The following is a 17686-nucleotide window of genomic DNA, read 5'->3' as shown; positions in this document are numbered from 1 at the left end:
ATTGGTTGCCGCGCCGCGGTGTGGACGATGCCTGCATCCGCGCTGGCAACACTGCGCGTCTTACTTCAGCGCCAGCAATTGCCGCATGTCATCGATGATGGCCACGGCACCGGCGCTCTGCACATCGAAGCCGCGCAGATAGCCGTAACGCACCATCGCCAGCGGCATTGCCGCGGCGTTTGCAGCCGCCGCGTCGGTGGCCGAATCGCCGACCATCAGGCATTGCTGCGGTGTGCGCCCGAACTGTTTGGCCAGGTGCAGCAGCGGCGCTGCATCGGGTTTGCGCTGCGGCAGCGAATCGCCACCGAGCACGCTGCTGAAATGCGCAGCGATGCCCAGGTGCTCCAGCAGCGGCGCGATGAAGCGCGCTGGCTTGTTGGTGCACAGCGCCAGCGTGGCGCCGGCCTCGCGCAGGCCGGCCAATGCCTCGGCAACACCGGGATACAGCTGCGGGTTGTGCAGCAGGCTGGCCTGGTAGTGGCGCATCATCAGCGGCATCTCGGTATCGGCATCGTGGGTGCCGCCGGCTTCGCGCAAGGCGGTGGCGAGCAGCACGTGCACGCCTTCGCCGATCCAGCTGCGGATCGTCGCCTCGCTGAACTGCTGCAGCCCGAGTTCCTGCAAGGTGGCATTGAGCGCTTCGGCGATATTGGGTGCGCTGTCCACCAGCGTGCCATCCAGGTCGAAGATCACCAGCGGATACGGAAACATGCGCACAGTCTCGTTGGGGGAGCGGCCTGCAGTGTACGAGCTGCGGGATTCAGGGCGCGTCACCGTGGCGCGATGCGAACGGCCGATGCATGCGTGGCTGCATGCATGGGTGCAGTCATCGCTGCATGCACCACACGCCGCGGCCGCGGTGCAGCAGCCATGCCGCCACGCACTCACTGCGCCGGCGGCATGTCGCCGAACAACTCGCCCTGCACCGCGCCCTCTTCCGCGTCGCTGAAACCGCTCAATCCCACCCCGACCAGGCGATAGCGCGTGTCGTCGGGCAACTCCACGCGCCGGGTCAGCGCCAGCGCGATCTCCGCCAATGCCTCCAGCGAAGCCGGTGGCTGATCTGGCGTGTACGAGCGGGTCAGGATGCGGAAGTTGGAGGTCTTCAACTTGAGGACCACGGTGCGCCCGATGCGCTCGGTACGCCGCGTGGCCAGCCAGGTCTTTTCGGCCAGGCGCAGGATGTGCGGATCCAGTGCCTCCAGCGCGATGTCCTCGCTGAAGGTATCTTCCGAGGACACCGATTGCACCTCCTGATCCGGCTCGACCGGGCGCTCGTCGATGCCGCGTGCGCGGCGGTACAGGCTCTGCCCGAAGCTGCCGAAATGCGCCTGCAATTCTTCCAGGGGGCGCAGCCGAAGATCGCTGACGGTGACGATCCCCAACGCCGCCAACTTGCCATCCATCACCTTGCCCACGCCGGGAATGCGGTTGACCGGCAGCGGCAGCAGGAACGCATCGACACGACTGGGCGCGATGACGAACTGCCCGTCGGGCTTGCGCCAGTCCGAGGCGATCTTGGCCAGGAACTTGTTCGGTGCGATGCCGGCCGATGCGGTGAGCTGGGTTTCCTCGCGGATCTGGCTGCGGATCAGTTGCGCGATTTCGGTGGCCAGCTGCATGCCGGTCTTGGCTTGCGTGACATCCAGATAGGCCTCGTCCAGGGACAGCGGCTCGACCAGATCGGTGTGGCGATGGAAGATCTCGCGCACCTGCCGCGACACCGCCTTGTAGCGCGCAAAATCCGGCGGCACGAATACCGCATCCGGACACAGGCGCTCGGCACGCAGCGCGGGCATGGCCGAACGGATGCCATAGGTGCGCGCTTCGTACGAGGCCGCGCACACCACCGAGCGCGCACCGCGCCAGGCCACCACCACCGGCTTGCCGCGCAGCGATGGATCGTCACGTTGCTCCACGGACGCGTAGAACGCATCCATGTCCACGTGCACGATCTTGCGCATCAAGCTGGCATCTCTCCGAAAACGTCGGGCCATGATAAATCAGCCGCGTCTCACGTCTTGCGCCGCGCCATCGCGCAAGCCCGGGCGCGAACGGACGCGAGCGCTGGCGGGACGCTCTGCTGCGTCTGTCCGGGTGCCGATCCACGCCGAGCAGGCATGCCTGACGCGTTCCGCTGAATGCCGTGATCCGCGTTGGATCCTGTCTGCCACACATGCTTGCCGCACTGCGCAACCGGCTGAAAACAGCACGCATGCGTACGGATAAAACGTTTGATTGAACCGCGCGCCCTCATGCACCCTTGCCGGCCTCGCCTTTCGCTTCTTGCAGGAAACGTTCGTCATGACTCGTCAAAGTGCGTACTCGCGCGACCAATTGCTGGCCAGCGCGCGCGGGGAATTGTTCGGACCCGACAGTGCCCGCCTGCCCAACGACCCGATGCTGATGTTCGACCGCATCACCGAGATCAACGACAGCGGCGGCGCGCATGGCAAGGGCCTGATCCGCGCAGAACTCGACGTGCGCCCGGACCTGTGGTTCTTCGGCTGCCACTTCATCGACGACCCGGTGATGCCCGGCTGCCTGGGCCTGGACGCGATGTGGCAGCTGACCGGCTTCTTCCTCACCTGGATCGGCGCAGCGGGCCGCGGCCGCGCGCTGGGCTGCGGCGAGGTCAAGTTCACCGGCCAGGTGTTGCCGAGCGCGAAATTGGTCAGTTACGAAATCGATATCAGCCGCGTGATCAACCGCAAGCTGGTGATGGCCCAGTCCGATGCACGCATGCTGGTGGACGGGCGCGAAATCTACACGGCCAACGATCTGCGCGTGGGCATGTTCACTTCAACGGAGAATTTCTGATGCGTCGCGTCGTCGTCACCGGAATGGGCATCACTTCCTGCCTGGGCAATGATCTGGACACCGTCTCCAGCGCCTTGCGCGAGAGCCGCTCGGGCATCACCGCATTGCCCGATCATGCCGACGCCGGCCTGCGCAGCCAGGTCGGCGGTGCGGTGGCGCTGGATCTGGACAGCCTGATCGACCGCAAGCTCAAACGCTTCATGGGCGATGCCTCGGCCTATGCCTACCTGGCGATGCGCGATGCGATCGCCGATGCCGGACTGGATGCCGAGCAGGTCAGCGACCTGCGCACCGGCCTGATTGCCGGCTCCGGTGGCGGATCCAGCCAGTGGCAGGTGGAAACCGCCGATCTGCTGCGCAACCGTGGCGTGCGCAAGGTCGGCCCGTACATGGTGCCGCGCACGATGTGTTCGTCGGTCTCCGCTTCGTTGGCGACCGCGTTCAAGATCCGTGGCCTGAGCTATTCGCTGTCGGCCGCGTGTGCGACCTCGGCGCATTGCATCGGCGCGGCCGCGGACCTGATCCGGCACGGCGCGCAGGATGTGATGTTCGCCGGCGGCGGCGAAGAACTGCACTGGACCATGAGCGTGATGTTCGATGCAATGGGCGCGCTGTCCACCGGCTTCAACGATCGCCCCGCCGTGGCCTCGCGGCCCTACGATGCGCAGCGCGACGGCTTTGTCATCGGCAGCGGCGGCGGCATGCTGGTGCTGGAAGACTATGACCACGCCATCGCGCGCGGCGCACGCATCCATGCCGAACTGCTCGGCTATGGCGTGACCTCCGATGGCGCCGACATGGTGGCGCCCAGCGGCGAAGGTGCGGTGCGCTGCATGCACATGGCCATGCAGGGCCTGACGCAGCCGATCGACTACCTCAACACGCACGGCACCTCCACGCCGCTGGGCGATGTGACCGAGCTGGGCGCGGTACGCGAGGTGTTCGGCGACAACGTCCCGCCGCTGTCCTCGACCAAGGCGCTGTCCGGCCATTCCTTGGGCGCGGCCAGCGTGCACGAGGCGATCTACAGCCTGCTGATGCTGCGCGACGGCTTCATGGCCGGCTCGGCGCATATCGACGAACTCGACCCGCGCGCCGAAGGCTTCCCGATCCTGCGACAGACCCAGGACGCCACGGTGAACACGGTGATGTCCAACAGCTTCGGCTTCGGCGGCACCAACGCAGCGCTGGTGTTCGGGCGGGTGTGAGGGCGCGGCGGCGGGCGCCGCGCGGAATTGGGAATTGGGGATCGGTGTGCGGAGAGATCGCTCTTGCCACTCCCCAATCCCGATTCCCCACTCCCGGTTCAGCCGGCCATGCCGTTGTGCCGCAGCAATGCGTCGATGCTCGGCGCGCGTCCCCGGAAGGCGCGGAAGTTGTCGGCCGCGCTGCGGCTGCCACCGCGCGACAACACTTCATGACGAAAACGTGCGCCGGTGTCAGCGACCTGTTCCGGCGCTTCTTCGAACGCGGCGTAGGCATCGGCACTGAGCACTTCGGCCCACTTGTAACTGTAGTAACCGGCTGCGTAACCGCCGGCGAAGATATGGCTGAACTGGTGCGGGAAGCGATTCCATGCCGGCGGGCGGTTGACCGCCACCTCGTCGCGCACGCGCTCGATCAGCTGCAGCACGTTGTCCTGGGTCGGGTCGAAGCTGCTGTGCAGCTGCATGTCGAACAACGCAAATTCCAGCTGGCGCACGGTGAACATGCCGCTCTGGAAATTGCGTGCGGCCAGCAGCCGGTCGAACAGGTTGCGCGGCAGCGGCTCGCCGGTCTGCACGTGCGCGGTCATCGCCTGCACGCGCTCCCATTCCCAGCAGAAGTTCTCCATGAACTGGCTCGGCAGTTCCACCGCGTCCCATTCCACGCCGTTGATACCGGCCACGCCCAACTCGCCGATGCGCGTCAGCAACTGATGCAGGCCGTGGCCCATTTCATGGAAGAGCGTGGTGACTTCGCCATGCCGGAACGTGGCCGGCGTATCGCCACTGCCACGGCCGAAGTTGCACACCAGATACACCAGCGGCGTCTGCACGCCGTTGGCGGTGTCGCGGCGGTTGCGGCAATCGTCCATCCACGCGCCGCCACGCTTGCCTTCACGCGCGTACAGGTCCAGATAGAACTGGCCGACCAGCTCGCCCTGCGCATCTTCCAGACGATAGAAGCGCACATCCGCATGCCAGACCGGCGCGCGGTCGGGCTTGACGGTCAGGCCGTACAGGCTGTGGATCACATCGAACAGACCGGCCAGCACCTTGGGCTCGGTGAAGTACTGCTTCACCTCCTGCTCGGAGAAGCTGTAGCGCGCCTGCTTGAGTTTTTCGGAGGCGTAGGCCAGATCCCAGGCCTGCAGTTCGTCCAGGCCAAGTTCGTCGCGGGCGAAGGCTTCGAGCTCGGCACGGTCGCGTTGCGCATACGGCCTGGCGCGCACTGCCAGATCGCGCAGGAAGCCCATCACTTCATCCGGGCTTTGCGCCATCTTGGTGGCGACCGAATACTCCGCGTAACTGGCAAAGCCGAGCAGCTGCGCCAGTTCGGCGCGCAGGGCCAGGATACGATCGATATTGGCGCTGTTGTCCAGCGCGGCATCGCCGAACTCGGAGGCGCGCTCGGCGTTGGCGCGATACAGCCGCGCGCGCAGCTCGCGATTGTCCGCATCGGTCTGCACCGGCAGATAGCACGGCATCTGCAAGGTCAGCTTCCAGCCAGGCACGCCGTCCTTTTCCGCGGCCGCACGTGCAGCGGCGACCACCTCGGCCGGCAAACCAGACAGCTCGGTTGCGTCCTCGCTCACGTACGACCATGCATCGGTGGCATCGAGCACGTTCTGCGAAAACTTGGCGGCCAGTGCGGACAGTTCTTCCTGGACCTGCGCAAACCGCGCCTTGGACGCGTCATCCAGCTCGGCACCGCCGAGGCGGAAATCGCGCAGCGCGTTTTCCAGCACCTTGCGCCGCGCGGCGTCGTAGTGCGCCGCTTCCGGCGCTTCGGCCAGCGCCTTGTACTGCGCATACAGCGCCAGGTTCTGCGCCAGCGCACTGCCGAAGCGGCTGAGCTTGGGCAGATTGCTGTTGTAGGCCTCGCGCAGTTCCGGCGTATTGACCACCGCCTGCAGATGGCCGACCTGGCCCCAGGCACGCCACAGCCGCTCGGTAGCATCGTCCAGCGGCACCACGAAGCTGTCCCAGCTGACCGGGCTGACCTGCTCGGCCGCTTTCACCGAGGCCTCGGCCTCGGCGAGCAGTTGATCGATTGCCGGGCCCACGTGTTCGGGGCGGATCGCATCGAAGGACGGCAGTCCGGACAGGTCGAGCAGCGGGTTGGTCATGGGGCGCTCCGGCGGTGGACTGGATCAGGAATCAGGGCGAGGGACTGGCAGACGCTGCCAGAGGCAGCGGTTCTGCCAGCAGCTGATCGGATATGGCGGTCATTCCAGCGCCGCACAAGGCAGCGCAGGCAAGTCGCCGCCGTTGACGGCGATGGCAATGGCCGCATCGCTGTCGGTGACGTCGATGTCGCGCGCCACGTACCAGGCCGGGTCGTAATAGCTGTGCGCATAGCGCTCGCCGGCATCGCACAGGATGGTGACGATGGAGCCGCTGCGGCCGGCCTGGCGCATGCGCTGGGCGGCCTGCAGCACGCCGACGAAGTTGGTGCCGGTGGAGCCACCGACGCGGCGGCCGAGCGTGGCGCTGACATGGCGCATGGCGGCCAGGCTCAGAGCGTCGGGCACCTTGATCATCACGTCCACGCAGCTGGCGATGAAGCTGGACTCCACCCGCGGCCGGCCGATGCCTTCGATGCGCGAGCCGCCGGTGATGGCCAGCTCCTTGGGGCACTGCCCGTCCACCGCGCGGCAATAGCCGTCGAAGAACACCGACACTTCCGGGTCGGCGCAGAGGATGCGGGTGGCGTGGCGCCGGTAGCGCACATAGCGGCCGAGCGTGGCGCTGGTGCCGCCGGTGCCGGGGCTGCAGACGATCCAGTCGGGAATCGGATGCGGCTCCTCGGCCAGCTGCTTGAAGATCGATTCGGCGATGTTGTTGTTGGCGCGCCAGTCGGTGGCGCGCTCGGCGTAGGTGAACTGGTCCATGAAATGACCGCCGGTCTCGCGCGCGAGCTGGTGCGAGGCGCTGTCCAGATCGCAGGCACGCTCGACCAGATGGCAGCGGCCGCCCTGGAACTGAATCGCGGCGATCTTTTCCGGCGAGGTCGAAGCCGGCATCACCGCGATGAAGGGCACCCCCAGCAGCCGCGCGAAGTAGGCCTCGGAGATGGCGGTCGAGCCACTGGAAGCCTCGATCACCGGCCGCCCGGCACGCAGCCAGCCGTTGGTCAGCGCGTACAGGAACAGCGAGCGCGCCAGCCGGTGCTTGAGGCTGCCGGTCGGGTGGCTGGACTCGTCCTTGAAATACAGGTCGATGCCCGGAAAACCCGGCAGGTCCATCGGAATCAGATGGGTGTCGGCCGAACGGTTGAAATCGGCCTCGATCTTCTGGATGGCGGCGGCCACCCACTGGCGCTGCGACATGGCAGGACTGTGCGGCGAAGGAAGCGTCAATTCTACCGCTGCCGGGCGCGCGGCCACGGCCGGCGGGTCATCGGGCGGACAGCTGGGAGCCGGTGCTATGCTCGTGGCACCCGACTGCCCGCCCTGACTGCCCGTGCTGCGTTGCCTGCTCCGCCTGCTGCTGTGCCTGTGCCTGGTTGCCAATACGGCCACCGGCGCGTGGGCGTGGGTGGGCATGGCGCTGCCGGGGATGGCGTCGGCCGGGGCGGTTGCGACCGCGTCGATGGCGCACGCGCTCATGCCGGCCGCGATGCCGTGCCATGCCGACATGCCGCCGCCCGCTGCGGCGCATCCCCCCGATAAAACCCGGCACGCGCACGCGGCCGACTGCTGCAAGCTGGGCAGCTGCGACTGCCTGCAGCACTGCAGCCTCGCCTTGCTGACCCTGCCTGCGGTGCCCGCCGGCCTGCCTGGCCGCGCCACCCTGCCTGCCACCCTGGCCGAAGGGCGCGGCAGTCCAGTGCCCGAGCAACCGGTTCGACCTCCCATCGCCTGAGCGCTGACGGCCTTGGCCGTCATCGGGCCCGCGCGCTTGCTGCGCGGGGTTTCTAAGCGATGCGATGCGTCCGCCTTCATCGGTGGGCCGCAGCGGAGATGTCATGTCTTTCGATCCCAATTGTTTCGATCCACCCTCCAACGGCGGCCTGAGCCGACGCCGCTTCGTTCAGGGCATGGCCCTGGGCGGTGTTGCCGCCACCGCCGGCCTGTGGCGCAGCGATGCGCGTGCGTCCAACCCGGTGAGCACGCCGGTCCTGCGCGGCAGCAGCCAGACGCTGCAGATCGGCCGCATGCCGGTCAACCTCACCGGGCGCCGCCGCCCCGCCATCACCGTCAACCAGAGCCTGCCGGCCCCCACGCTGCGCTGGCGCGAAGGCGACACGGTCAGCGTGCGCGTGCGCAACGCGCTGGCCGACCAACCCACCTCGGTGCACTGGCACGGCCTGTTGCTGCCGGCCAACATGGACGGCGTGCCGGGGATGAGTTTCGACGGCATCGCGCCGGGCCAGGAGTACCACTACCGCTTCGCGCTGCGCCAGTCCGGCACCTACTGGTATCACAGCCATTCGATGTTTCAGGAACAGGCCGGCCTGTACGGTGCGATCGTCATCGACCCGCTGACACCGCCGCCGTACCGGCACGATCGCGAGCATGTGGTGCTGCTCTCGGACTGGACCGACCTGGACCCGGCCGCGCTGTTCCGGCGGCTCAAGCAGATGCCCAGCCACGACAATTACGCGCAGCGCACGGTGGGCGATTTCCTGCGCGATGCGCGCGACGACGGCCTGCGCGCAACGCTGGCCGACCGCGGCATGTGGGGGCGCATGCGCATGACCCCGACCGACCTGTCCGACGTCAACGCCAACACCTACACCTACCTGCTCAACGGCGTCGCCCCGGCCGGCAACTGGACCGGCCTGTTCAGGCCAGGGGAGAAGGTACTGCTGCGTTTCATCAACGGCTCGTCGATGACCTACTTCGACATCCGCATCCCCGGCCTGCGCATGACCGTGGTGGCCGCCGACGGCCAGTACGTGCATCCGGTCAGCGTGGACGAGCTGCGCATTGCGGCGGCCGAGACCTTCGACGTGCTTGTCGAGCCCATCGGCCAGGACGCGTTTACCTTGTTCGCGCAGGACATGGGCCGCACCGGATTCGCCTGCGGCACGCTGGCGGTGCGGCATGGGCTGCAGGCACCGATTCCCGCGCTGGATCCACGCGCGATCCTCACCATGCAGGACATGGGGCACGGCGATGGCATGGCGCATGCAGGTCACCCCATGCACGGCGCCGACACGCCGCACAGTGACCCGCATGCGGCGCACGCGATGGCAATGCCGATGCCAGCCGCACAGACGCACGGGCATGCAAGCGTCGATGCGCAGCGCAAGACACCGCACCACCCCGCCAGCGAAGACGGCAACCCGCTGATCGACATGCGCAGCAATGCCACTTCACCGCGCCTGGACGATCCTGGGGTTGGCCTGCGCGACAACGGCCGCCGGGTGCTGCGCTACGCCGATCTGCACAGCCTGTTCGAGGATCCGGATGGGCGCGAACCCGGGCGCGAGATCGAACTGCATCTGACCGGGCATATGGAAAAATTTGCCTGGTCGTTCGACGGCATCGCCTTCGCCTCGGCAGAGCCCTTGCGGCTGCAGTACGGCGAGCGGCTGCGCATCGTGCTGGTCAACGACACCATGATGCAGCACCCCATCCACCTGCACGGCATGTGGAGCGATCTGGAAGACGCCGATGGTAATTTCCAGGTGCGCAAGCACACCATCGACATGCCGCCCGGCACACGCCGCAGCTATCGCGTCCGCGCCGATGCATTGGGCCGCTGGGCCTACCATTGCCATCTGCTGTACCACATGGAAGCGGGCATGATGCGCGAAGTGCGGGTGGAGGCATGAGTACACCACGGACGCAATACAGGACGCTGCTCGCACTGCTGCTGAGCGCATCGGCCACTGCACAGGAGCATCAGCATGCGGCGATGGAATCATCCGCGCATGCCGACGGCGCACATGCAATGCAGATAGCCGACCAGGCAACGGCGGCCCACCCGCAGACATCCATCGCAACGGAGGCATCGCCGCCATCCGCGCAGCAGAGCGCAGAGGCGATGCAGATGGAGCATGCGCAGATGCAGCACGCGCAGCACTCCAGCACTGCATCGGCAAACGCTGCTGACAGCACGCCTGCGCAACGCCCGGTGCAGGCCGACGTTTCGGCAGCGCCGACATCGATGCACCACGCAGGCATGCAGCACGCCGCACACCAGACCTCTGCAAATCCACAACTGGACCACACCCGGCAATCACAGGCAGACAGCGACCACGATGCAATGGAGCACGCATCGATGGAGCACGCATCGATGGATCATGCGTCGATGCAGCACGGGCAACAGCATGGGACGATGGATCACTCCGACATGGAGCACGCGCCGCATGCCGAAGCGGTGACGCAAATGCCGGCATCGCCCACCACCGGCGCACTGCCACGTACGCCGATCCCCGAGCCCACTGCCGAGGAGATCGCGGCGGCATTCGCCCCCTTGCAGCACCATGCGATGCACGCGCCAGGCATCAATCACTACGTGTTGCTCGATCGACTGGAAGCCTTCGACACCACGCGCGGCAGTGGCCAGGACTGGGAAGCGCGCGCCTGGATTGGCGGCGATATCGACCGGCTCTGGTTGCGCAGCGAAGGCGAGCGGCAGGACGGGCGCACGCAGGCCGCATCGGTGGAAGCGTTCTATGGCCACGCCATCTCGCCGTGGTGGGACCTGCTGGTCGGCGCACGTCAGGACATCGGAGCGGGTGAGCAGCGCCGTTGGGCCGCCTTCGGCGTGCAGGGCCTGGCGCCCTACAAGTTCGAGACCGAAGCCACGCTCTATGTCGGCAGCGGCAGCCGTGCCGCGCTGCGACTGGAGGGCGAATACGAGGTGCTGCTCACCAACCGGCTGATCCTGCAGCCGCGCGTGGAAGCCGATATCGCCCTCACCGACGATGACCGGCGCGGCGTCGGCAGCGGGCTGGAGCAGGTCGAGGTGGGCCTGCGGCTGCGCTACGAAATCACCCGCCGCTTCGCGCCCTACATCGGCTGGGTGCACAGCCGCAGTTTCGGCGACACCGCCCGCCGCGCCGCGATCGACGATGAGCCTGCACGCGACAGCCGGTTTGTTGCCGGCCTGCGCATCTGGTTCTGAGACAACCGCTGTGCGCATGGGCCTGACCGTTCGTATTCGGATGCAGGCCCATGCCACGGCCTTGAACAAGGCAGGTCGCGCTGTCGCGCACGATCGACCACAGAGCGACGCCAGACCGCCGACGCGCACGGTGCAGACATGCCGACAACCATTGCCCCGCTAACATCCACCTCCAATGCAGCCTGACCTGCCCCCCGCATTCCATCGAGGAGACCGCAATGCCTTTGACCGACCTGCAACACGTCCCCGGCGCCAGCGCCGCACCTGCCGACACTGCCGGTTTCGTGTTCAACCACACCATGCTGCGCGTCAAGGATGCGCAGCGTTCGCTGGATTTCTACACGCGCGTGCTGGGCTTCCGCTTGCTGGACGCACGTGATTTTCCGGATGCGCAGTTCAGCCTGTACTTCCTGGCCCTGCTGCCCGACGACACCGCCATCCCCGACGACGATGCAGCGCGTCGGCTGTGGATGGCCGGCATCCCCGGCGTGCTCGAACTCACCCACAACCACGGCACCGAAACCCAGGACGGCCCGGTCTACCACGACGGCAACAGCGACCCGCGCGGCTTCGGCCACATCTGCATCTCGGTGCCCGACATCCACGCCGCTTGCGCACGTTTCGACAGCCTCAACGTGCCGTACCAGAAACGCCTGGAAGACGGCCGCATGAAGCACCTGGCCTTCATCAAGGACCCCGACGGCTACTGGGTGGAGATCATTTCCAATACGCCGCTGGTGTAATACTTAGCAAAATGCCCGGGTTCCCGGGCATTTTTGTTTCAGACACATGCGCTGTCTGTATTTCGCTTTCGAGCAGGGTATGTCGGCAGAGAATACCCACCCAGTTGGATGCGCGCAGCGCGCTTACAGCGGCTAACGCAACCTAGCGCGCAGTCATCAGGTGGGTGCGGACGGCGCGCTCAGAGCCGGAACGTACGAGTGGCACATACCGATTCCGAGCACCGGCCGCGCCCGCCTGACGGCGGCGCAATAGTTTTGGTAGCTCTTATCTAGATGCAGGCGCCATCCTGCGGCATGACGCGTTGCCTCAGTTGGAGGTGGCAACTGCTTCTCTATCCGGGAACCACTGCGGTAACTGCTCGGCAAATTTTGCGGCGCATTCCTCGCTGTAGGCCTGCGCGGCCTGCTTGACCAGCGCGTAGTCGTTTGCCTCCCACTCCTCGAGCGATGCGGTGCGCGGTGTGGGCGCGCAGTCCAGATTGACCGGACTCGCCTTGCGCTTCAACAGTCCGGAGCGTTCACCGCCGATCGTCACCGCGTAGCGCAGCTCGTAGGGCGACTTGGTATCGGCCAGGCTCTGGTAGACGAGCAGCCAGTCGGACATCAGGACCTGCAGCGGGAACGGTTCTGCCGGCAGTGCTGCCGGATGTCCGGTGAAGTAGCTCTTCAGGCGCGCATTGACCGCATCGCGCTGCAGTTGATAGCCGGGATTGCCCACGCCCTCCATCCTTTCGCCTTTCAGCTGCCCCTTGCCGAAGGCCGACACTGCGACGCCGCGTGTGAACAGGCTGGTGGCGATCTGCAGGCCCACCACTGCCCCGGTGTGCCCGCGCCGCACCACGCGCAACATTTCGTCGCCGTTGGGCAGGCCGTTGGACCCCACGCGCATGCTGGCATGCAACGGCAGCTGCAACGCCCAATCCGCCGATGGTGCAATGGCTGCGTCGGCATCGCCCTGCGTCTGTGCGGAGGGCTGTTGCTCTTTCTCGGCGACCGACAGCGTGCCGGCAACTGCAGCCGCGGCATAGGTCGTTGCCGTCGAAAAATCGCCGTTGGCAAATGCGGGCACCACTGCCACCGCCTCGGCACCACGGGTGGCGGTACAGAACGCGCTGGAGGCACGCATCTGCACTTCATGAAATGCGATGCCGTTGACTTGATGCACGGCCGCATCCTGGCCGTACTGCGCAACCAGCCTGGCAACGATGGCGTCCTGCTCGACAGGCTGCTGGCCGCAGACCTTGGCCGCAGCGATGCGCGACCAGGCGAACTGCAGCGCCGGATCCCACCCCATCGCGTCTTCGCCAACGAAGCCGTGGTCGTAGTGATAGGCATAGATGGCCGGGTCGATGTCCTGCAAGGTCATGCCGCCCACGCCCGCATAACCGGGCGGCACATCGCTGGCCATTGCGGCGCCGCTCAGCGCCGAGATCGCCACTGCAATTAATGCTTTCATGGATTCCTTCCCCTGGAGAGCGTCGCATTGCGTGTCCCCCACGCAATGCGACATGGCACTGTCAGATCGCGCGGACAGCGATCAACGGCACAGTGCTTTGGTCCATCAGACAACGGTCCGCAGTCGGCTAGAACGCTCAGTTGCGAACTTAGTGTGAGCGCATCATGCGCAATTGGCAGTCGGGGCGGTCCCCACAGCTGTAGGGACGGCCCCGGAAGTGACGCTTATCTACGCATGCAGCAGCCCGCCGTGACTGCGCTGCCACTCGCGCGGCGGGCGCAGCGCCGCAAGCGTGCGGACCAACTCGCGATAGGTGGCGGCCAACTGCGCGAACAGACCCGCATCGCTGTAACGCGTGTCGGCCACTTCGAAATACGCGCCGCGGCCCAACGCGATGAAGTAGTCGACGCTGAGCCGCCGGCGCTGCGCAATCCCGGGAAACAGGCCTGCAATCAGCAGGCATTGATCTCCGATGTCGCGCAATGCATCGGCCCGCAGACTGCCGATCTGGTCGTGCGCGTGCAACCAGGCCAGGGCCTGCGTGCGCGAAAACAGCTGCGCATCGCGCTGCAGGCGCAGCAACACGAAAACCAGATAGTGCTCGCGCGATTCGTCCAGCGGCTGCGCAATCCGCTGCCCCGCCTCACGTACCAACGCCTGCCACAATTCCGCCGGCGCGCCCTGTTTGAAAGACTCGTGCATACGTCCTCCTGCGTGATGGGACCCTCGCAGGAAGCGTATGCATAACCTGGGCCATCACGTTGGCAGCCGGAGCGGCAGTCTGCCAAACTTGGCTTGCTGCGGCACCGGCAGCGACCCGGGCGCGTTGCGAAACACGCCTCCACGCGGCCACCGGGCGATACCGACGCGGGGCCCCAGCAACGCCACCGATGTCCGCACGCTGCAGGCAATCGCGACAAAGAAACAGGGCGGGCAGTCGTTGGGCATGCGCACCGAGCCACAGCGCATGCAGGGAGATGCCGCACCCGGCGGCCGCGACGCTGATCGCGGCGAGCACAGCCCCCTCGATCGGCCGCGCTACTCCACCGTCACCGACTTGGCCAGGTTACGCGGCTTGTCCACATCCGTGCCGCGCGCCAGTGCGGTGTGGTAGGCCAGCAACTGCACCGGGATGGTGTGGATCACCGGCGACAGCACGCCGGCGTGGCGCGGGGTGCGGATCACGTGCACGCCTTCGGACTCGCTGAAGTGGCTGTCCTGGTCGGCGAACACGAACAGCTCGCCGCCACGGGCGCGCACTTCCTGCATGTTGGATTTGACCTTTTCCAGCAGGCGATCGTTCGGCGCAATCACCACCACCGGCATCGCCGCGTCCACCAGGGCCAGCGGGCCGTGCTTCAACTCGCCGGCCGGATACGCCTCGGCGTGGATATAGGAGATTTCCTTGAGCTTGAGCGCGCCTTCCAGCGCGATCGGGTAATGCAGGCCGCGGCCGAGAAACAATGCGTTTTCCTTGGCCGAAAAACGCTCGGCCCAGGCCATGATCTGCGGCTCCAGATTCAGCGCGTGCTGCACGCTGCCCGGCAGGAAGCGCAGCTGCTCCAGATACTCCGCTTCTTCGGCCTCGCTGATGCGCCCCTGCAACTTGCCCAGCACCATGGTGAGCTGGAACAACACCGCCAGCTGGGTGGTGAACGCCTTGGTCGAGGCCACGCCGATCTCGGCGCCGGCACGTGTGTAGCAGACCAGTTCGCTGGCGCGCGGAATCGCGCTTTCGGGCACGTTGCAGATCGACAAGGTGTGCAGGTGCCCCAGCGATTTGGCGTATTTCAGCGCCTCCATCGTGTCCAGCGTTTCGCCGGACTGGGAGATGGTGACGATCAGATGCCTGGGATTGGCATACGCGGCGCGGTAGCGGTATTCGCTGGCGATCTCCACGCTGCATGGCAGCCCGGCGATGGCTTCGATCCAGTAGCGCGCGGTCATGCCGGCGTAGTAGCTGGTGCCGCAGGCCAGGATCTGCACGCCGTCGATGTCGCGCAACACCGCTTCGGCATTGGCGCCGAACAATGACGCAGGGAAGCCCTTGGCGTCGATCGCCGCCTCGATGGTATCGGCCAGCGCACGCGGCTGCTCGTGGATCTCCTTCTGCATGAAGTGGCGGAATGGGCCCAGTTCCAACGATGCCAGCGACACGTCCGACAGATGCAGCGGGCGTTCGACCGGGGCGTCGTTGCCATCGAAGATGCGCACGCCATCGCGGCGCAGGTCGGCGGTGTCGCCCTCTTCCAGGAAGATCACCTGGCGGGTGGCCTGCACGATGGCCGAGACATCGGAGGCGACGAAGTTCTCGCCCTCGCCCACGCCGATCAGCAGCGGGCAGCCCATGCGCGCGCAGACGAAGCGCTCCGGTTCGGCCTGGCTCATCACCGCCAGCGCATAGGCACCGGTGAGCTCCTTGACGGTGCGCTGCAGCGCGGTCAACAGGTCGCCTGCGCTGCCCAGATGGTGATGGATCAGGTGCGCGATCACTTCGGTATCGGTCTGCGACTCGAAGGTGTAGCCCAGCGCGCGCAGCTTCTCCCGCTGCTGTTCGTGGTTTTCGATGATGCCGTTGTGCACCAGTGCCACGCCGTCACTGATGTGCGGGTGCGCATTGGCCTCGGTGACGCCGCCATGGGTGGCCCAGCGGGTGTGGCCGATGCCCAGCGTCGCGCCGAACTGCTCGGCCTGCGCGGCCTGCGCCATCTCCGCCACGCGCCCGGTGCGGCGCACGCGGCGTACCTGCGCGCCATCGAGCACGGCGATGCCGGAGGAATCGTAGCCGCGGTACTCAAGGCGCTTGAGTCCTTCGATCAGGACCGGGACCACATCGCGCCCGGCGATCGCTCCGACAATGCCGCACATAGGACAACCCTTGAGGACGAAGCCGGGCATTTTAGCGTGTCCGCTCTTGTCCGCTGCATGACCGTGCCCGGACAGCGTGTCCGCGCCGGTGTCCGCGGACACTGCGGACACCGGCCACGAACGTCTAAAAGCGATTTTATTCAACGACTTGGAGGTTGGCACAGACCCTGCTTTATCACCGTCACGCCACCGAGCCAGCCGACCATGATTCGCGATACCTCCGCCCAGGACCAGGTTCTCCGTACACCCGCCCAGAGCGCGCCATGGCGCCGCTGGCTATGGCCCGGCATCGCGGTGGTCGCGGTATTGGCCGGCATCGGCTGGGCAGTCACCGCGTGGAGCGCCGGCAGCCGCTCGTTCGATGCCAGCCGGGTGCGGATCGCCACGGTCAGCCAGGGCGACCTGGTGCGCGACATCGCCGCCGACGGGCGCGTCATCGCCGCCAACAGCCCGGTGCTGTACGCCATCTCGGCCGGCACGGTGACGCTGAGCGTGGTGGCCGGCGACGTGGTCAAGCAGGGCCAGGAGCTGGCCCGTATCGACAGCCCGGAGCTGCGCAGCAAGCTGGCGCAGGAGCAGGCCACGCTGGCCGGGCTGGAAGCCGAGTCCAGCCGCGCCGCCCTGGACGCCACCCTGGCCCGCGCCACGGCCAGCAAGCTCACCGACCAGGCCAAGATCGACAAGCAGGCCGCCGCGCGCGACCTGGAGCGCTACCAGCGCGGCTACGATGGCGGCGCGGTGCCACAGGTGGAACTGGCCAAGGCGCAGGACACCTTGAAGAAGACCGACATCGACCTGCAGCACGCCCAGCGGGATGCGTCGCTGAAGAGCCAGGGCGCGGACCTGGATTCGCGCAACAAGCGCCTGCTCGCCGACCGCCAGCGCGCGGTGGTGGCCGAGGTGCAGCGCCAGGTGGATGCGCTCACGCTGCTGTCGCCGTTCGATGGCCAGGTCGGCCAGGTGCAGGCGGTGCAGCACACCCAGGTCGCGGCGAACGCGCCGATCCTGGGCGTGGTGGACCTGTCCAAGTTCGAAGTGGAGATCAAGGTGCCGGAAAGTTTTGCGCGCGATCTGGCAATCGGCATGCCGGCGCAGCTCACCAGCGGCAGTGGCGAGCCGTTCCCGGGCGCGATCTCGGCGGTGTCGCCGGAAGTGGTCAATGGCGAAGTCACCGCGCGCATCCGCTTTGCCGACAAGCAGCCGCCGGGCCTGCGCCAGAGCCAGCGCATGAGCGCACGCGTGGTGATGGACACGCGCCGCAACGTGCTCAAGGTCGAGCGCGGCCCGTTCGTCGAACAGTCCGGCGGCAGCTACGCCTATGTGATGGATGGCAACACCGCGGTGCGCCGTCCGGTGCGCATGGGTGTCAGCAGCCTGGGCGAGGTGCAGGTGCTGTCCGGGCTGCAGGTCGGCGACCGCGTGGTGGTCTCCGGTGCAGACAACTTCGGGGATGCACCGCGCGTCACCGTTCACTAAAGGCGGCCAGCACCTGCTGCGCAGCCGTCAGGCTGCTC

At 66.7% G+C, this 17686-nt stretch carries 14 protein-coding genes and 1 other RNA gene; 7 read left to right on the top strand and 8 right to left on the bottom strand.

Features of this window, described 5'->3' with window-relative positions; all coding sequences use genetic code 11:
* Window positions 1-60: 60 nt before the first annotated feature.
* Window positions 61-711: a phosphoglycolate phosphatase gene (locus tag DYQ94_RS15060; protein WP_047127351.1), complete on the bottom strand. Its 651-nt coding sequence runs from the start codon at window positions 709-711 to the stop codon at window positions 61-63.
* Between the two features lie 173 nt (window positions 712-884).
* Window positions 885-1964 carry a DNA polymerase IV gene (dinB, locus tag DYQ94_RS15055; RefSeq protein ID WP_039525307.1) on the bottom strand — a complete coding sequence of 360 codons (1080 nt, stop codon included), beginning with the start codon at window positions 1962-1964 and terminating at the stop codon, window positions 885-887.
* Window positions 1965-2304: 340 nt separating this feature from the next.
* Here dinB and fabA point away from each other — a divergent pair, with 340 nt between their 5' ends.
* Together fabA and fabB are read left to right on the top strand one after the other, a co-directional pair.
* Window positions 2305-2820 carry a 3-hydroxyacyl-[acyl-carrier-protein] dehydratase FabA gene (gene fabA / locus DYQ94_RS15050; protein ID WP_039522501.1) on the top strand — a complete coding sequence of 172 codons (516 nt, stop codon included), beginning with the start codon at window positions 2305-2307 and terminating at the stop codon, window positions 2818-2820.
* Window positions 2820-4028: a beta-ketoacyl-ACP synthase I gene (gene fabB / locus DYQ94_RS15045; protein WP_039525306.1), complete on the top strand. Its 1209-nt coding sequence runs from the start codon at window positions 2820-2822 to the stop codon at window positions 4026-4028. The genes fabA and fabB overlap by 1 nt, the downstream gene beginning before the upstream one ends.
* Before the next feature lie 98 nt (window positions 4029-4126).
* Here fabB and DYQ94_RS15040 read toward each other — a convergent pair whose 3' ends face one another.
* Both DYQ94_RS15040 and DYQ94_RS15035 read right to left on the bottom strand, forming a co-directional pair.
* Complete coding sequence (locus DYQ94_RS15040) at window positions 4127-6151, bottom strand: M3 family metallopeptidase (protein WP_126966621.1); 2025 nt, start codon at window positions 6149-6151, stop codon at window positions 4127-4129.
* A gap of 99 nt (window positions 6152-6250) precedes the next feature.
* The gene (locus tag DYQ94_RS15035) at window positions 6251-7354 is read right to left on the bottom strand and encodes a PLP-dependent cysteine synthase family protein (protein WP_024938387.1); all 1104 of its coding nucleotides are present in this window, start codon (window positions 7352-7354) and stop codon (window positions 6251-6253) included.
* A 133-nt stretch (window positions 7355-7487) separates the two neighbouring features.
* Between DYQ94_RS15035 and DYQ94_RS15030 the strand changes: the two genes are divergently transcribed.
* From DYQ94_RS15030 to gloA, 4 genes are all read left to right on the top strand, one after another.
* A complete protein-coding gene (locus DYQ94_RS15030; RefSeq protein ID WP_126966620.1) occupies window positions 7488-7889 on the top strand; it encodes a CopL family metal-binding regulatory protein in 402 nt (133 codons plus the stop codon).
* Window positions 7890-7971: 82 nt separating this feature from the next.
* Window positions 7972-9807 (top strand): copper resistance system multicopper oxidase, encoded by a 1836-nt coding sequence (locus tag DYQ94_RS15025; protein WP_184429119.1) that lies wholly within the window; start codon window positions 7972-7974, stop codon window positions 9805-9807.
* 233 nt (window positions 9808-10040) lie between these two features.
* Window positions 10041-11105 (top strand): copper resistance protein B, encoded by a 1065-nt coding sequence (locus DYQ94_RS15020; protein ID WP_425519012.1) that lies wholly within the window; start codon window positions 10041-10043, stop codon window positions 11103-11105.
* Between the two features lie 218 nt (window positions 11106-11323).
* On the top strand, window positions 11324-11848 hold the full coding sequence (gene gloA, locus DYQ94_RS15015) for a lactoylglutathione lyase (RefSeq protein WP_126966617.1): 525 nt from the start codon (window positions 11324-11326) through the stop codon (window positions 11846-11848).
* Between the two features lie 130 nt (window positions 11849-11978).
* Here gloA and DYQ94_RS15010 read toward each other — a convergent pair.
* From DYQ94_RS15010 to glmS, 4 genes are all read right to left on the bottom strand, one after another.
* A non-coding RNA gene (locus DYQ94_RS15010) (sX9 sRNA) lies at window positions 11979-12055 on the bottom strand.
* A gap of 100 nt (window positions 12056-12155) precedes the next feature.
* A complete protein-coding gene (locus DYQ94_RS15005) occupies window positions 12156-13304 on the bottom strand; it encodes a hypothetical protein (RefSeq protein ID WP_126966616.1) in 1149 nt (382 codons plus the stop codon).
* 228 nt (window positions 13305-13532) lie between these two features.
* Window positions 13533-14006: a hypothetical protein gene (locus tag DYQ94_RS15000; protein WP_024938393.1), complete on the bottom strand. Its 474-nt coding sequence runs from the start codon at window positions 14004-14006 to the stop codon at window positions 13533-13535.
* 336 nt (window positions 14007-14342) lie between these two features.
* Window positions 14343-16172: a glutamine--fructose-6-phosphate transaminase (isomerizing) gene (glmS, locus tag DYQ94_RS14995; RefSeq protein ID WP_102580587.1), complete on the bottom strand. Its 1830-nt coding sequence runs from the start codon at window positions 16170-16172 to the stop codon at window positions 14343-14345.
* Window positions 16173-16376: 204 nt separating this feature from the next.
* On the opposite strand from glmS, the gene DYQ94_RS14990 reads away from it, so the two are divergent.
* The gene (locus DYQ94_RS14990) at window positions 16377-17648 is read left to right on the top strand and encodes an efflux RND transporter periplasmic adaptor subunit (RefSeq protein ID WP_039814569.1); all 1272 of its coding nucleotides are present in this window, start codon (window positions 16377-16379) and stop codon (window positions 17646-17648) included.
* Window positions 17649-17686 lie beyond the last annotated feature (38 nt).

Source organism: Xanthomonas sp. LMG 8993, assembly GCF_009835065.2.
Lineage (GTDB): Bacteria > Pseudomonadota > Gammaproteobacteria > Xanthomonadales > Xanthomonadaceae > Xanthomonas > Xanthomonas arboricola.
This window is presented reverse-complemented; position numbering and strand designations above follow the sequence as displayed.